This is a genomic window from Brevundimonas nasdae, assembly GCF_019395145.1.
GTDB classification, from domain to species: domain Bacteria; phylum Pseudomonadota; class Alphaproteobacteria; order Caulobacterales; family Caulobacteraceae; genus Brevundimonas; species Brevundimonas nasdae.
Genome location: NZ_CP080034.1, coordinates 2,954,412 through 2,969,220 on the forward strand (window position 1 = coordinate 2,954,412; position 14,809 = coordinate 2,969,220).

Below are 14,809 nucleotides of genomic sequence, written 5' to 3' on the forward strand. Positions count from 1 at the left end.
GCGGGTTGCGGGCGGGAGCAAGGCGCTCCCTGTCAGGAAACCCGCTCCAGCTTCGCGGCGAAGAAGCCGTCCAGCCCGCCGTGTTCGGCCCACATGGACGGCAGGATGCGCAGCCAGCCCTCTGGCGTCAGGGCTTCGGCCGGCGCGCCAAGGGCGGCGGGATCAGCCGCGACCGTGCGAAAATCGGGGTTGCGGCGCAGGAAGGCGATGACCTGGGTCTCGCCCTCCTCACGCTCCAGCGAGCAGGTGCAATATACCAGACGCCCGCCCGGCTTCACCCGTTCGGCGGCGGCGTCCAGCAGGCGGTGCTGCACATCGGCCAGCTTGGCGACCTCGGCGGGCTTGGTGGCGCGCAGGACTTCCGGGTTGCGGCGGAAGGTGCCGGTGGCGGTGCAGGGCGCGTCCAGCAGGACGGCGTCGAAGGTGCGGGCGTCCTCCCAATCCTCGGCCGGGATGGCGACGACCTCAGCCGTCAGGCCGGTGCGTTCCAGATTCTGGGTCAGGCGCTTCAGGCGCGGGGCCGAACGGTCCAGGGCGACCACCTGACCACCGGCGGCGGCCAGCTGCAGGGTCTTGCCGCCGGGCGCGGCGCACATATCCAGCACCGTCTCGCCCGGTTTCACGTGAAGCAGACGGCCCGGCACGGCGGCGGCGGCGTCCTGCACCCACCAGTCGCCGTCCTCGAAGGTCGGCCAGGACGCGACATCCCCTCGACGGCCCGTGCGGACCGTGCCGCCCGGCAGGACTTCGCCCTCGACCGCATCGGCGATGGCGGCCGGATCGACGCCGGGCTTCAAGCTGAGATCGGTCGCGGGCTCTTCGCGCGCGGCCAGGGCCAGGCCGGTCAGGGCCGCCTCGCCATAGGTCGCCTTCCAGCGGGCCGCGATCCAGTCCGGCAGATTGCTCTCGGCCGTGGTCAGGCCGGGGCCTTCGCGACCGATGCCGCGCAGCACCGCGTTGACCAGGTTCTTGTAGGGCCGGGTCTTGGGATCGCGCTCGGCCAGTTTCACGGCCGTGGAGACGGCGGCGAAGGCGGGCGTCTCCAGCACCAGGGTCTGGGCCAGGGCCACGCGCATCAGGGTGCGCACAGCCTCGGGCGGGGACTTCTTCAGGCGGCGGTCCAGAATCTGGTCGATCTCGCCCAGACGGCGCAGGGCCGCCATGGCCACGGCGCGGGCGAAGGCGCGGTCCACCGGCTCCAGGGCGCGGGCGGCGGGTTGCGACAGGGCCTCGTCCAGACCGTTGCGCTTCTCCAGCGCGGCGTTCAGCAGGATGCCGGCGACAACCCGGGCCTCGACGCCGATGTCGTCCTGAGACGGAGCGGCGGCGTCCACGACGGCGGCGGGACGCGGGCGTCCCTTGGTGGCCATGCGACGGCCGCGCGCCTGGGAGCTTTGTCCGCCCCGTGCATCATTACTCATACAGCCACCTGTGCGCCCAGCTCGACCACACGGCCGGGCGGGATATGGAAGAAGTCAGTCGGATTGGCCGCATTGCGCATCAGGAAGATGAACAACCGGTCCTGCCACAGGGGCATGCCCTGCCGCGCCGACGGGATCAAGGAACGACGCCCCAGGAAGAAGCTGGTCGACATGATGTCGAACTTCAGCCCCTGCTTGCGGCACAGGCCAAGCGCACGCGGCACGTTCGGCGTCTCCATGAAGCCGTAGGTGACGGTCAGCTTTTTGAAGTCGTCATTGATCGGCTCCATCTTCACCCGATCGGAATCCTTGACGCGCGGGCGTTCCGAGGTGCGCACGGTCAGGATGACGTTCTTCTCGTGCAGCACCTTGTTGTGCTTGAGATTGTGCATCAGGGCGACCGGGGCGACGTCAGGGTCCGAGGTCAGGAAGATGGCCGTACCGGGCGCGCGATGCGGCGGCCGGGCGTGCAGCATCTCGATCAGGTCGGCCAGCGGCAGGCTGTCCTTGCGCGTCTTGGTCGTCAGAATCTGGGTGCCGCGCACCCAGGTCCACATGATCACGATCAGGATGGCGCCCAGCACCAGCGGCATCCAGGCCCCGTCAGGGATCTTGAGCAGGTTGGAGGTCAGGAAGACGCTGTCGATGAAGGCGAACGGGATAAGCGTGCCCGCGACCGCCCACATGGGCCACTTCCAGCCCTTGCGGATCACCGAATAGGCCATCAGCGTATTGACCAGCATGGTGCCCGTCACCGCCACGCCATAGGCTGCGGTCAGGTTATGCGAGCTCTGGAACACGACCAGCAGGGTCAGAACCCCGATCATCAGGAAGGTGTTGACCGCCGGGACATAGATCTGTCCGGCCTGAGTCTCTGAGGTGTTGCGGATGTCGATGCGCGGCAACAGGCCGAGTTGCACCGCCTGTTGGGTCACCGAGAAGGCGCCGGTGATCACGGCCTGCGAGGCCACCACGGTCGCCACCGTCGCCAGGATCAGCATGGGCCAGTAGGCGAAGCCCGGAACCATGTTCCAGAACGGATTGCTGGCGGCGCTGGGGTTGTCCAGGATGAAGGCGCCCTGCCCCAGATAGTTCAGGGTCAGGCACGGCAGGGCGAAATAGAGCCAGCCCGCGCGGATCGGCGCCTTTCCGAAATGGCCCATGTCGGCATACAGGGCCTCGGCCCCCGTCACCGCCAGAAACACGCTGCCCAGGATGATGAAGCCCAGGAAGCCGTCGTGCAGCAGCAGGCTGACTCCATAGTACGGCGACAGGGCGCGCAGGATCGACGGGTCATCCCCGATGTGCAGCAGGCCAAGCGCCCCCAGGCTCAGGAACCAGACGGCCATGATCGGCCCGAAATATTTGGCCAGACGGGCCGTGCCGCGCGACTGGGCCATAAACAGGACGATCAGGATGCCCGCCGAAATCGGCACGATGAAGGGGTCCAGCTTGCCCGACAGGCCCGGCGCGTCCTGCAGGCCCTCGACCGCCGACAGCACCGAGATGGCCGGAGTGATGATCCCGTCGCCATAGAAGAGGGCCGCGCCGCAGACGCCCAGAATGAAGATCCACGCGCTGCGCCGTCCGACCGCGAACTGGGCCAGGGCCATCAGCGACAGGGTGCCGCCTTCGCCCTTATTGTCGGCGCGCATCAGGAAGAAGACGTATTTGAACGTCACCACCACCATCAGCGCCCAGAAGGCCAACGACACCACGCCGACGATCGCCAGATCGCCGCCCACGCCCTTCTGGGCATGGCCGATGGCCTCGCGCAGCGCATAAAGCGGGCTGGTGCCGATATCGCCGAACACCACGCCGATCGCGCCCAGCGTCAGGGCCATGAAGCCAGTGCGTTTGGCTGTATGACCGCCGGGGGCCTGGGACTCGTGTCCCGTGGGGTGTTTGGCGTTTTCCGGCGTGTTCGATGCGGGCTGGGGAGCACCTGCATCGTGGGGAGCATCCCCGGCCATGTGTATCCTCCGGGCGTGCGACGACAGGTCGAGCCCTTCAAAGCGGCGAGCCTTTAGGCCTAATCCGCGTGCGCTTCAATCGTGCCCTTTCGGATTCAATTTCACTGTTCCGCGCGCCGATTTGTGATTCGGGCCCGGAGCGCCTATTTTCAATGCTGGAAAAGATCATGTCAGACAGCCAGCGTTTCCCCGTCGCCGCCCACGTCCTCGCCTATATGGCGCACAAGGACGCCTATGGCCCTGCGCAAGCCGCGCCCAGCGCCCTGCTGGCGTCGTCCGTGCCGACCAATCCGGTCGTCGTGCGGCGGGTCACCGCGCTGCTGGCCAAGGCAGGCCTGATCGCGACCCGTCCGGGCGCGACCGGCGGCTCGTGGCTGCTGCGCCGCCCCGAGGACATTCGGCTGGATGAGGTGCTGCGCGCCGTCAACGGCTGCGCCCATCTGGGTTCGACGCCTGCGGGCGCCAAGGGCTGTCCCGTCGGCGAGCATATTCCGCGCCAGGTGGCCAAGGCCCTGACCGCCGCCGATCAGGCCGCATCCGAGGCCCTGTCCAAGATCACCATCGCCGATCTGCTGGACAAGCACCCGGCTTCGCTGGCCGCCTTCGCCCCGCACAAGTCCTGCCCGCTGGCCGCCTGAACCAAGTGTCGCGCACGGTCCTCATCACCGGGGCGTCCGCAGGCATAGGGGCGGCGCTGGCGCGGACATACGCCGCCCAGGGCTGGAACCTGATCCTGACGGCCCGGCGCGAAGGCCCGCTTCAGGCCCTGGCCGACGAACTGACGGCCGCCCATCCGCTGACCGCGACCGTCATTCCCGAAGACCTGTCCGATCCAGCAGCGCCTGAGCGACTGGTTGCGGCCGTTACGGCAAGAGGCCTGACCATCGACGGTCTGGTCAACAACGCCGGTTTCAGCCGGGTCACGGGCTTTCTCGCCACCGACCTGACCGCGCACCGGGCCATGATCCAGGTCATGCTGACCGCGCCGATCGAACTGTCGCGACTGTTGCTGCCGGGCATGGTCGAGCGTGGCTTCGGGCGCGTCCTGAACGTGGCGTCTCTGGCGGGCCAGATGCCTGCGACCGGCGGCGACACGCTTTACGGGCCGATCAAAAGCTTCCTGATCAAGGCCTCACAGGGCCTGCATCTTGAGACGCGCGGAACCGGCGTCCACGTCACCGTGCTGAACCCCGGCTACACCCTGACCGAGTTCCATGACGTCAACGGCTCGCGCGATCAGGTGTCCAAGGCCTATCCGGCCTGGATGTGGATGGACGCCGCACGGGTGGCCCGGATCGGCTACGACGCCTGCGAAGCCAACCGCCCCAGCGTCACGCCGGGCGTCATGAACAATGTCATGGGGGGTCTGGCCCGCTTCCTGCCCGACAGCATGGCCCTGAACATGGTCGCCAACCACGCCAAGCGGCTGGACCGAATCTGATCGCCTAGCTGGCCGCCGGATAGGGCGTGGTCACCGCGCCCGAGATCATCCCCGGAATGGCCTCGCCCAGACCCAGCAGGATGAACTGGATGGCCAGAGCGCAGAGGATCAGGCCCAGAACCTTGACGATGATCGCCATGCCGACCTCGCCCAGCAGGCGGCTCAGCGAACCGGTCAGGGCGAAACAGACGAAGGAGACGGCGCAAGCGGCGGCGATGGCCGCCAGAGAGCCCATGGTCCCCGCATAGCCCAGCTTGGCCGCCTCGCCCGCCTGGATGATGACCGCCGAGATGGCGCCGGGCCCGATCATCAGCGGAATGGCGAAGGGCACGACCAGACGCTGGAACCGCCGACGGGCATAGCCGCGCACATCTTTGGCGTCGGTGAGGGCGTCCTTGTCGGCGAACATGGCCAGGAAGTCGCCGCGCGCCATGTCCAGACCCAGGAACAGCAGCAGGATGCCCCCCGCGATACGGAAGGCGGCCAGCGAAATGCCGAAGAACTGCAGCAGGCCCAGGCCCGTGAACAGGAAGAAGGCCAGGAAGATGGCCGCAAAGGCGCAGATCAGCGCCGAGACCGAAATCCGCTGGCGCAGCGTGGCCCCCGCCGTCGCGGCGGCGAAGATCGGCAGATTGCCGATCGGGTCCAGCAGAGCAAACAGGGTCACGAACAGGTTGACACCCAGATCGACCGCGTTCATCGCCTCACCTCGCCCATTAATCGTTACGCCGCTCCGCCGACGCACCCCAAGTGTTCCGGCATAGCCGCTCAACGCGAGTCCGTCGATGACCCAACCCAATCGCAAGCCCGATGAACGGATCATCTGCGCGCTGGACGTGCCGACAACGGCCCAGGCTGCGGCCCTGGTCAGCCAGATTCAGGATGCGGTCGGTTTCTACAAGATCGGTCTGCAACTGTTCGCCACGGGCGGCATGGAATTGGCCCGCGACCTGAAGGCCGAGGGCCGCAAGGTCTTCCTGGACTGGAAGCTGCACGACATCGGCGCGACGGTGGAGAAGGCGGCGGCCAGTCTGGCCGATGCGGGATGCGACCTGCTGACCGTCCATGCCCGGCCCCAGGTCATGGCGGCGGCGGCGCGCGGCGTCGCCGGGTCGAACCTGAAGGTTCTGGGCGTCACCGTCCTGACCAGCCTGACGGCGGATGATCTGGCCGCCGACGCCCATAGCCTGTCCCCCGCCGAACTGGTGGAGCTGCGCGTACGCCAGGCGCTGGAGGCCGGAATCGACGGCGTCGTCTCCAGCCCCCACGAGGCGGCGCGGGTAAAGGAAATCGCGACCCTGGCGGGCCGCGATGACTTTCTTATCGTGACCCCCGGCGTGCGCCCCTCGGGCGCGGCGCTGGATGATCAGGCGCGGGCCGCCACGCCGGAGACGGCGCTTCTGGCGGGGGCGACCCATCTGGTGATCGGCCGCCCGATCACGGCGGCGGCCGATCCGCGCGCGGCGGCCCTGGCGGTCGCCGAGAGCATTGCGCTGATCTGATCGATCAGCCGCGTTCGCCCGGCTCCTGGGCATAGCCGTGGCGTGGGCGCGGAGCCTGCGGCGCGACATGGTCCGGCGGCGGCAGGTCGCCGTAATAGCCCTGCGGCTCCTGGTGCTGATACTGGGGCGGCGCCGTGTTCACCTGCGGCGGCGCCACATAGATCTGCGACGGGGCGACATTGACGTCCGACGACTGCACATAGACCGGGGCCTGACCGACATAGGTCGGCGGGGCCACGTCCACCTGCGGCGGAGCCAGGTTCACACGACCGGGCGCGACCTGAACCCGTTGCGGGCCGACATTGACGTCTGACGACTGCACATAGACCGGCGACTGATCGACATAGACCGGCGGGGCCACGTCCACCTGCGGGGCGGACAGGTTCACGCGGCCGGGCGCGACCTGGACCCGCTGCGGGCCGACGTTGACGTCGGGCGACTGCACATAGACCGGGGCCTGATCGACATAGACCGGCGGCGCCACATCGACCTGAGGCGCGGACAGGTTCACGCGGCCGCCTGCAACCTGAACCCGCTGCGGACCGATATTGACCGGCGGGGCCTGAATATAGATCGGCGGCTGTTCGATATAGGCGGGCGGGGCCATTTCGATCTGCGGCGGGGCGAAGTTCACCTGCGACGGCGCCACATAGATGCGTTGCGGCGCGACCTGAACCGGCGCGGCCTGCACATAACGGTCAGGATAGGGCGCAGGACGCGGGCTGCAGTTACAGTCGACCGGGCGCTGCGGAGCGTAAGGACGCCAGCCGATGTAGTCGCGGCCCAGCCCATAGACCGGATAGCCCATCGGCGCGCTGACCGGCGCCGGTCCGACGAAGTTCACCGGCGCGGACACATAGTTGGCGCCGCCGCCCCAATAGCCGTCGGAATAGCCGCCGCCGCCCGAATAGACGGTTCCGCCGCCGACATAGCCGCGCTGGAAGCTGGAGGTGTTGGAATAGCCGCGGACATTGATCGCCGAATAGCTGCGCGAATAGTTGCTCGCAGCATTGTGGTTCACATTGACGTTGTGATTGGCGTTGTAGTTGCGGTTGTAGTTGCCGCCGCCGTGGTGACCGCCGCCGCAGCCGCCGCCGCAACCGCCGCCTCCTCCGCCAGGGCCGCCGGCCAGGGCAGGCGCGGCTGAGAGCAATAGCGCCGCCGACGCGGCCATGATCATAGACTGTATCGTCACGGGACAGACTCCTCTGAGTTGTCCCCTCACTGGCAAGACCGGCGCCTGTCGGTCATCTTTTGTTAGGATTTGGCCGCCGCAGCGGCCTTTTCATCATCCGGCCTCAGAAATCGACCGCCAGACCCTTCTTCTCCCAGTCGCCGTAACGCGTGGGCTCCGGCCCGGTCGGGCCGCCGTATTCGGGATCAGACTGCAGGGCCGTCTCAGCCGCGCGCCGCTCCGCCGCCTCCAGCAAGGCCTGGCGCGCGACATCGCTCAGCGGGCGCTCAGGCGTGGCGTGGGGCACATCGGCGTTGAATGCCGCTGCCGGTTCGATATCGGCCTCTGTCGAGGCGGCGTGGGGGGCGTGATCTTCGGTCACAGGGCGGCTCTCTTGAGGGCTGGGCATCGTGAGATCAAATAGGCGATGCGATGAACCATCTGAAGACCTTCATTCTCCTGGCCGTCATGACCGCCCTGTTTATGGGGATCGGTTACCTGATCGGCGGCCCGACCGGCATGGGCGTCGCCCTGCTGTTCGCGGGGGGCATGAACCTGTTCAGCTACTGGAACGCCGACAAGATCGTGCTGAAAATGTACAAGGCCCAGCCGGTGGACGAGCAGCATCCCAATGCGGTCGTCAGGAACTATGTCGCCGATGTGCGCCAGATGGCCCACGACGCCGGAATGCCCCAGCCCCAGGTCGCCATCATCCCCAGCGACCAGCCCAACGCCTTCGCCACCGGCCGCAATCCCCAGAACGCCGCCGTCTGCGCCACCACCGGCCTGCTGGACATGCTGACGCGTGAAGAGGTGCGCGGGGTGATGGCCCACGAACTGGCCCATGTGAAGAACCGCGACACCCTGACCATGACGGTGACGGCGACCATCGCGGGCGCCATCGCCGCCCTGGCCAACTTCGCCCTGTTCTTCGGCGGCAATGACCGTGAGCGTCCCGGCGGCATGATCGGGACCCTGGCCCTGATGATCCTGGCGCCCATGGCGGCGGGCCTGGTGCAGATGGCCATCAGCCGCAGCCGCGAATATGAGGCCGACCGCGTCGGCGCCGAGATCGCGGGCGATCCGCAGGCCCTGGCCTCGGCGCTGCAGAAGATCGAGGCCTACGCCAAGCGGATCCACAATCCGACAGCCGAGCGCAATCCGGCCTCGGGCCAGCTGTTCATCATCAATCCATTGGCGGGACGCGGCGCCGACAATCTGTTCTCGACCCACCCGGCGACCGGCAACCGGGTGCGCGCCCTGATGGAGCTGGGCGCCAAGATGGGGATGCGGCCCCGCGCAAACCAGCCTGCGCCGGAGCCGATCCAGCCGCGCCCTGCCGCCGGGTTCGCGACCGGCGTGCCGACCACGCCCCCGTCATCCCCGTCTCGCAAGGGGCCGTGGGGCTGACGCCAAACTTGGCGCTGGGAACCTATCTCCCGACTCGTCATTCCGGCGGTGAGCGAAGCGAAGAACCCGGGACCCAGGGCCGCATTCGCTCGGCTGGACGCATTCGACACCGGATGCACGCCTTCTGTGTTCCGGGGTTCGTCCTTCGGACGCCCCGGAATGACGGCTCTGCACGGGTGCTTATCGGCTCTGGATTTAAGCTCGCAACAGATTGACCATCCGACCGGGGCGGTTCGCCACACCTGACAGGTTTGCGAAAAGCCGCGTCATCGCGTCAGATGCCGCCCATCTGAATCATGGGGTCTGTTTTCTGAATGTCGCGCCTGCTCGCCTTTGTCTCCGCCGCCGCTTTGCTGGCCACGCCGGTCATGGCCCAATCCGTTGACCGGGTCGCTGTCAACAACATCATCGACCAGGGGCTGAACCACAGCCAGGTGATGCAGAACGCCGCCTATCTGACCGACCGGATCGGCGGGCGGATGACCAACTCGCCCCAGATGCGTCAGGCCGAACAGTGGGCGCAGGCGCAGTTCCGCAGCTATGGCCTGTCCAATGTCCGGGCCGAGGGCTTCGAGTTCGGCCGCGGCTGGTCCATCGTCCGCGCCAGCGCCCGGATGACGGCGCCCCGTCCGCTGGATCTGCGGGTCATTCCCGTGGCCTGGACGCCCTCAACCAACGGGACCATCAGCGCAGGCGTCGTCGTGGCCCCGCTGTCCAAGGTCGAGGACTTCGACAAATGGCGCGGCCAGCTGTCAGGCAAGATCGTCATGGTGTCCCTGCCCGGCACAGGCTCCGAGCCGACGGAACCGGCCTTCCGCCGTCTGACCGCCGCCGAACTGGCCGACCGCAACGCCTACGTCCAGCCCCAATATTCGCCCGCCGCGATCCAGCGCCAGCTGGAGACCGCCGACTTCGCCGCCAAGCTGGACGCCTTCCTGGTCGAACAGGGCGCCCTGGCCTGGGTGCGCATCTCACAACGTGACGGCGGCCTGCTGCACGGCACGGGCTACACCTATCAGGTCGGCGCCACGCCCAAGCTGGCGGGTCTGGAGCTGGCGGCTGAGGACTATCGCCGTCTGGCGCGTCTGGCCCTGACCGACACTCCGCCGACGCTGGAGCTGAACAGCGAAGTCCAGTTCCATGACGAGGACGTCAACGCCTACAACATCCTGGCCGATATTCCCGGCACGGCGCGCGGCACGGAATACGTCATGGCCGGTGCCCACCTGGACAGCTGGGTCGCCTCCGACGGCGCGGTGGACAATGCGGCGGGCAGCGCCGTGGTCATGGAGGCCGCGCGCATCCTGAAGACCCTGGGCGTCCAGCCCAAACGCACTATCCGCTTCGCCCTGTGGAACGGCGAGGAGCAGGGCATTCTGGGCTCGCTGGCCTATGTCGATCAGCATCTTGCGACGCGCGCGCCTTCCAATGATCCGGCCCTGGCCAATCTGCCGAACAACCGGACCTGGCGCACGCGCTGGCCGGTCCAGCCGCGCGCGGGGCACAAGGATCTGGTCGCCTATTTCAATCTGGACAACGGCTCGGGCAAGATCCGGGGCATCAACGCCGAGGGCAATGTGGCCGCCGCCCCGATCTTCCAGGAATGGCTGGCGCCCTTCGCCAGCATGGGCGCGACCACCGTGTCGCTGCGTCCGGCGGGCGGCACCGACCACGTCTATATGCAGACGGTGGGCATTCCCGGATATCAGTTCATCCAGGATCCGCTCGACTATTCCAGCCGCCTGCACCACACCAGCATCGACAGCTATGACCACCTGAAGGCCGAAGACCTGCGTCAGGCGGCCATCATCCTGGCCAGCTTCCTGCTGAACGCCGCCAACCGCGACGCCCCCCTGCCGCGCATGCCGCTGCCGACCGAGCCGACCCCGACCGATCCGTTCGAATACCGGGCGGACTGATGCCGATCGCCCTCTCCCGGCGGGAGAGGGCTTGAGCACACGGCGGCGCGGCCGTCGTTCTGGTGCGAAAGGGTGAGGGGACGGACTGGGCGACAGCCTCATGTCCGTCCCTCATCCGACCGGGCTTCGCCCGGCCACCTTCTCCCACCGGGAGAAGGAAGCGGTTCAGATCACGCCCGCTCCACGCACATCGCCACGCCCATGCCGCCGCCGATGCACAGGGTCGCCAGACCCTTCCTGGCGCCCGACCGCTTCATTTCGAACAGCAGGGTCGTCAGGATGCGCGCGCCCGAGGCGCCGATGGGGTGGCCGATGGCGATGGCGCCGCCGTTGACGTTCACCTTGTCCGGGTCGAGGCCCAGCTCCTTGACCACGCACAGGCTCTGGGCGGCGAAGGCTTCATTGGATTCGACCAGATCGAGGTCGGCGACGCTCCAGCCCGCCTTCTCCAGCGCCTTCTTCGACGCCGGGATCGGCCCCGTGCCCATGATCGACGGATCGACGCCCGCCGTGGCGTAGGAGGCGATGCGGGCCAGCGGCTCCAGACCGCGCGCCTTGGCTTCATCGCCGCTCATCAGCACCAGGGCCGCCGCGCCGTCGTTCAGGCCGGACGCATTGGCGGCGGTGACGCTGCCGTCCTTGGTGAAGGCGGGACGCAGCTTCTGCATGGCCTCGAGGGTCGCGCCGTGGCGGATGTATTCGTCCTGATCGACCGTCACGTCGCCCTTCTTGCCGGGGATGACGACAGGCGTGATCTCATCGGCGAACCGGCCCGCCTTCTGCGCGGCCTCGGCCTTGTGCTGGCTGGCGACGGCGAACGCGTCCTGGGCTTCGCGGCTGATCGACCATTTGTCGGCGATGTTCTCGGCGGTCTGGCCCATGTGATAGCCGTTGAAGGCGTCCCACAGACCGTCCTTGATCATGATGTCGGTGAAGCTGACGTCGCCCATCTTGTGACCGGCGCGCAGTTGCTGGGCGTGCGGCGCTTGGCTCATGCTTTCCTGGCCGCCTGCGACGACGATCTTAGCATCGCCCAGGGCGATCTGCTGTGCGGCGATGGCCACCGCGCGCAGGCCCGAGCCGCAGATCTGGTTGATGCTCCAGGCGGCGGCCTCCTTGCGTACGCCCGCGCCGACGGCGGCCTGACGCGCCGGTCCCTGACCAGCGGCCGCCTGCAGCACATGGCCCAGGATCACCTCATCAACGTCATCGCCGGATACGCTGGCGCGCTCCAGCGCCGCCTTGATGGCGATCTCGCCCAGCTTGGACGCCGGCAGCGACGCCAGGCCGCCCAGGAAGGAACCGACCGGCGTGCGGGCGGCGGAGACGATGACAACTTCGGTCATGGGATTTCACTCTCTGACGAATAACTCTGCGTGGCCGTTTTGCCGCATTGCGAAGACTTCGTCACCTGCGGCGATGTCGGCAAGGGCGGATTCAGTCATTTGACACCCTATCGGCGCATTGTGACGGGAACGATTGAGGTGGTCCAAGGATTGAAACGGCCATGCTTGGCACGTTGAAACGCATCATCACCCACGTCTGCACGCCGGACGAACTGGACATGATCGAGCACTATCAGACGCGCGCCGAACGCCTGGCCGATCTGTGGGTCCATGGGGTGGGCCTGATGCTGGCGGCGGTCGGCGGCGTCATCCTGGCCGGGCTTGCGGGCGTGTACGCGGGCGTCGGCGGCGTGCTGTCCACGGCCATCTACGCCCTGTGCCTGGTCGGGATGCTGACGGTCTCGACCCTCTACAACTGGACCAATCCCTGTGCGGCGCGGCCCGTGCTGCGGCGGCTGGACGAAGCGGCCATCTTCCTGATGATCGCAGGCAGCTACACCCCCTTCACGACCCAGAGGTTCGAGGGCCTGTGGTCGGTCGGCTTCACCGCCCTGATCTGGACCCTGGCCTTCACCGGCGCCGCCGTGAAGCTGTTCGCCCCGCGGATCTCCGACCGGTTCTGGAGCGGCGTCTATATCGTCTTCGGCTGGCTGGCGGTCGCGGCCCTGAAACCGATGGTCGAGACGGTCCATCCCATCGCCCTGGCCCTGCTGGTCATCGGCGGCCTGATCTATACGGCGGGCGTCTTCGTCTTCATCAGTCCACGGGTGAAATACCGCCGCGCCATCTGGCATGGGTTCGTCGTCACCGGCGCCAGCGTCCACTGGGCGGCGGTGCTGGTCGGCGTGGTCCTGGCCCCGGCGATGAGCCACTGAACGCCATTCGGTCACATCCCCTTGTGCGCACTGGCGCTTCTGTCCGCATAGGGGGATAGTGACGCGTTGCAACATCGCGAGAACAAGCGTGGCTGACGAAAAGACCAAGGGTGGAAAACCAGGCGATCCGGATGTGATCGTCATCAAGAAGTATGCGAACCGCAGGCTCTACAACACGCGCACCAGCGCCTATGTGACGCTTGAGGATCTCGCCACAATGGTGCGGGAGGGCGCCGAGTTTGTTGTCTATGACGCCAAGTCCAACGATGATCTGACCCGTCAGATTCTGACCCAGATCATCTTCGAGGAGGAAAGCCGGGGCGAGGCCCTGCTGCCGGTGCAGTTCCTGCGCCAGCTGATCGGTTTCTACGGCGGCCAGATGCAGGGCGTCCTGCCCTCCTATCTGGAGATGTCCCTGTCCAACTTCAGCAAACAGCAGGAACAGTTCGCCAGCCAGATCGGCCGCGCCTTCGGCACAGGCTCCGGCGCGACCCTGATGGAGGAGGCGGCGCGCGCGAACATGGCCATGTTCGAACGCGCCCTGCAGATGTTCCCCGGCTTTGGCTTCACGCGGGCGGAGCCTACAGCGGCGCCCGCCCCGGCCTCTGCTGAACCCGAACCGGCGGCGAAGAAGCCCGAAGCCTCTGACGGGCTGGACGAGATGCGGCGTCAGATGGACGAGATGCGCGCACAGATCGAGAAACTGGCGGGCGCAAAGCCCGAAACGAAATGACGGACCCCATCCGAGCTGTCGGCGGCATGGAGGGCGTGGACCGTCGCGAAGGCGAACGGCGTGAGCGCGAACGCCGCAAGGCCGCCGCCTCAGTCGTCAGCGACACGCCCGCCAGCCCCTCCGACAGCCCGGATGCGGACGCCGCGCCGGACATGAAAAGCCCGGCAAGAGCTGCCGTCCATCCGGCGGTCGAACCCGGCGCCGCCGCCTTCGTCGCCCAGCAGATGGGTCAGGCGGGCCAGAAGCGCGGCCTGCGCGGCGGGGCGCCCGTGCTGGACGCCGCCCGCTCCGCCTATCTGGAGACCGAATATTCCGGGGCCGCCGAACGTCGCCCGCGCGCCGGCCGCACGACCCGCACCGAAATCTGATCCTGCGGCACGGAGTTTGCTGGTGAAGGGCCAAGACGCCTTTCCCGGATCAGCCCATGCCCGCCGCACTCAGCATCGCCGCCAAGGTTTTCGACGTCGCCGTCGTGGCCCTGATCTTCACGGCCTTTTCGTAAGGGCCGGGCGCCTCAATGCCCGCCGAAGTCGAAGTCCTTGCGCGATGAGATGATGGTCACGATGAACCCGGCCAATACATCCAGCAGGATCATCATCACGATCAGGAAGAAGGTCGAGGTGGCGAAGCCGCGCAGCAGCAGGAACTCCACCAGCACCACGATGAACAGGATCATCGACAGGGCGTGATTGATGATGGCGACCCTCTGGCTGGAGGTCGACTTGATCAGTTCGAAGAACAGCAGCACCAGGCCCAGCAGCAGAATCAGGTCCCCCGACCCCACATTCCACAGCGCCCCCGAGGTCATGGGGATCGAGAACAGCGGATCGCGCAGGATGGCGTCCGCCTCGGCCATGCCGCCCGTGCTGGACCCGCCGAACAGCACGACGATGTTGTAGAGCACCACCGGGATCAACAGCAGGGGAATGGCGATCAGCATAATGGGTCCTTCTCAGGCCGGATGACGCCGCATCCCGCCTGTGGTTTTAGATAGCGCCGTTTGATCCAGTCCGCC

The 14,809-nt window shown here is 67.3% G+C and carries 15 protein-coding genes; 8 read left to right on the plus strand and 7 right to left on the minus strand.

The features are described 5' to 3' along the window. Nucleotides 1-32: 32 nt before the first annotated feature. Nucleotides 33-1,421: an RsmB/NOP family class I SAM-dependent RNA methyltransferase gene (locus KWG56_RS14440; protein ID WP_373274022.1), complete on the minus strand. Its 1,389-nt coding sequence runs from the start codon at nt 1,419-1,421 to the stop codon at nt 33-35. Beyond that, the gene (locus KWG56_RS14445) at nt 1,418-3,394 is read right to left on the minus strand and encodes a potassium transporter Kup (RefSeq protein WP_219352663.1); all 1,977 of its coding nucleotides are present in this window, start codon (nt 3,392-3,394) and stop codon (nt 1,418-1,420) included. The genes KWG56_RS14440 and KWG56_RS14445 overlap by 4 nt, the downstream gene beginning before the upstream one ends. A gap of 167 nt (nt 3,395-3,561) precedes the next feature. On the opposite strand from KWG56_RS14445, the gene KWG56_RS14450 reads away from it, so the two are divergent. Together KWG56_RS14450 and KWG56_RS14455 are read left to right on the plus strand one after the other, a co-directional pair. Beyond that, nucleotides 3,562-4,032, plus strand: a complete 471-nt coding sequence (locus tag KWG56_RS14450) for an Rrf2 family transcriptional regulator (protein ID WP_219352664.1) — start codon at nt 3,562-3,564, stop codon at nt 4,030-4,032. 5 nt (nt 4,033-4,037) lie between these two features. Further along, on the plus strand, nt 4,038-4,835 hold the full coding sequence (locus tag KWG56_RS14455; protein ID WP_219352665.1) for an SDR family NAD(P)-dependent oxidoreductase: 798 nt from the start codon (nt 4,038-4,040) through the stop codon (nt 4,833-4,835). Between the two features lie 4 nt (nt 4,836-4,839). On the opposite strand, the gene KWG56_RS14460 is transcribed toward KWG56_RS14455, so the two are convergent. After that, nucleotides 4,840-5,535, minus strand: coding sequence for a MarC family protein (locus KWG56_RS14460; protein WP_219352666.1), 696 nt, complete (start codon nt 5,533-5,535; stop codon nt 4,840-4,842). Nucleotides 5,536-5,620: 85 nt separating this feature from the next. Here KWG56_RS14460 and pyrF point away from each other — a divergent pair, with 85 nt between their 5' ends. Then, nucleotides 5,621-6,337 carry an orotidine-5'-phosphate decarboxylase gene (gene pyrF, locus KWG56_RS14465; protein WP_219352667.1) on the plus strand — a complete coding sequence of 239 codons (717 nt, stop codon included), beginning with the start codon at nt 5,621-5,623 and terminating at the stop codon, nt 6,335-6,337. Between the two features lie 4 nt (nt 6,338-6,341). Here pyrF and KWG56_RS14470 read toward each other — a convergent pair whose 3' ends face one another. Both KWG56_RS14470 and KWG56_RS14475 read right to left on the minus strand, forming a co-directional pair. Continuing rightward, on the minus strand, nt 6,342-7,532 hold the full coding sequence (locus tag KWG56_RS14470) for a hypothetical protein (protein WP_219352668.1): 1,191 nt from the start codon (nt 7,530-7,532) through the stop codon (nt 6,342-6,344). A 103-nt stretch (nt 7,533-7,635) separates the two neighbouring features. Beyond that, a complete protein-coding gene (locus KWG56_RS14475; protein ID WP_370874302.1) occupies nt 7,636-7,893 on the minus strand; it encodes a DUF1674 domain-containing protein in 258 nt (85 codons plus the stop codon). A gap of 50 nt (nt 7,894-7,943) precedes the next feature. Between KWG56_RS14475 and htpX the strand changes: the two genes are divergently transcribed. Together htpX and KWG56_RS14485 are read left to right on the plus strand one after the other, a co-directional pair. After that, nucleotides 7,944-8,921, plus strand: coding sequence for a zinc metalloprotease HtpX (gene htpX, locus KWG56_RS14480; protein WP_219352669.1), 978 nt, complete (start codon nt 7,944-7,946; stop codon nt 8,919-8,921). Nucleotides 8,922-9,235: 314 nt separating this feature from the next. Beyond that, on the plus strand, nt 9,236-10,840 hold the full coding sequence (locus KWG56_RS14485; RefSeq protein ID WP_219352670.1) for a M20/M25/M40 family metallo-hydrolase: 1,605 nt from the start codon (nt 9,236-9,238) through the stop codon (nt 10,838-10,840). 170 nt (nt 10,841-11,010) lie between these two features. Here KWG56_RS14485 and KWG56_RS14490 read toward each other — a convergent pair whose 3' ends face one another. After that, complete coding sequence (locus KWG56_RS14490) at nt 11,011-12,186, minus strand: acetyl-CoA C-acetyltransferase (RefSeq protein WP_219352671.1); 1,176 nt, start codon at nt 12,184-12,186, stop codon at nt 11,011-11,013. A 161-nt stretch (nt 12,187-12,347) separates the two neighbouring features. On the opposite strand from KWG56_RS14490, the gene trhA reads away from it, so the two are divergent. The 3 genes from trhA (at nt 12,348) to KWG56_RS14505 (ending at nt 14,162) form a co-directional block, all read left to right on the plus strand. Continuing rightward, a complete protein-coding gene (trhA, locus tag KWG56_RS14495; RefSeq protein WP_219352672.1) occupies nt 12,348-13,061 on the plus strand; it encodes a PAQR family membrane homeostasis protein TrhA in 714 nt (237 codons plus the stop codon). Nucleotides 13,062-13,149: 88 nt separating this feature from the next. Then, nucleotides 13,150-13,794, plus strand: a complete 645-nt coding sequence (gene phaR, locus KWG56_RS14500; protein WP_219352673.1) for a polyhydroxyalkanoate synthesis repressor PhaR — start codon at nt 13,150-13,152, stop codon at nt 13,792-13,794. Beyond that, nucleotides 13,791-14,162, plus strand: coding sequence for a hypothetical protein (locus tag KWG56_RS14505; protein ID WP_244999529.1), 372 nt, complete (start codon nt 13,791-13,793; stop codon nt 14,160-14,162). The genes phaR and KWG56_RS14505 overlap by 4 nt, the downstream gene beginning before the upstream one ends. A gap of 146 nt (nt 14,163-14,308) precedes the next feature. Here KWG56_RS14505 and KWG56_RS14510 read toward each other — a convergent pair whose 3' ends face one another. Next, nucleotides 14,309-14,734: a hypothetical protein gene (locus KWG56_RS14510; protein WP_201098661.1), complete on the minus strand. Its 426-nt coding sequence runs from the start codon at nt 14,732-14,734 to the stop codon at nt 14,309-14,311. Between the last annotated feature and the right edge of the window lie 75 nt (nt 14,735-14,809).